This is a genomic window from Flavobacterium sp. UBA4854, from assembly GCF_002399805.1.
In the GTDB taxonomy this organism is placed as follows: domain Bacteria; phylum Bacteroidota; class Bacteroidia; order Flavobacteriales; family Flavobacteriaceae; genus Flavobacterium; species Flavobacterium ginsengisoli.
In genome coordinates, this window is sequence record NZ_DHEI01000080.1 from 93543 (window position 1) to 94042 (window position 500).

The 500-nt window shown below is 48.2% G+C and carries 1 protein-coding gene; it reads left to right on the forward strand.

What is annotated here, in order from left to right; translation table 11 throughout:
• On the forward strand, positions 1-500 hold a 500-nt coding region (locus B3J44_RS11335), incomplete at both ends, for a hypothetical protein (protein ID WP_286968541.1).

Genomic DNA, 500 nt, shown 5'->3' on the forward strand with positions numbered 1-500 from the left:
CTTCCAGCAGGAACTTATACGGTGACTGTTACCGATACCTGCTCTTCACAATCCAATTCTGTTACAATCGGACAGCCTGCGGCGGCTTTAGCTTTAGGCGCATCTTCTAAAACAGATGCTTCCTGCTTTGGTGCAAGCACTGGAAGCGTAACGGTAGGAACCGTGACAAACGCGATTGGAACGGTAAACTACTCTTGGAAAAACAGTGCAAATGCGGTGGTAGGGACTACTGCAACTGTTTCAAATCTTCCAGCAGGAACTTATACGGTAACTGTTACAGACACCTGCTCTTCACAATCCAATTCTGTTACAATAGGACAGCCTGCGGCAGCTTTAGCTTTAGGCGGATCTTCTAAAACCGATGCCTCTTGCTTTGGTGCCAGCACTGGAAGCGTAACGGCTGGAACCGTGACAAACGCGATTGGAACGGTAAACTACTCTTGGAAAAACAGTGCAAATGCGGTGGTAGGGACTACTGCAACTGTTTCAAACCTTCCGGC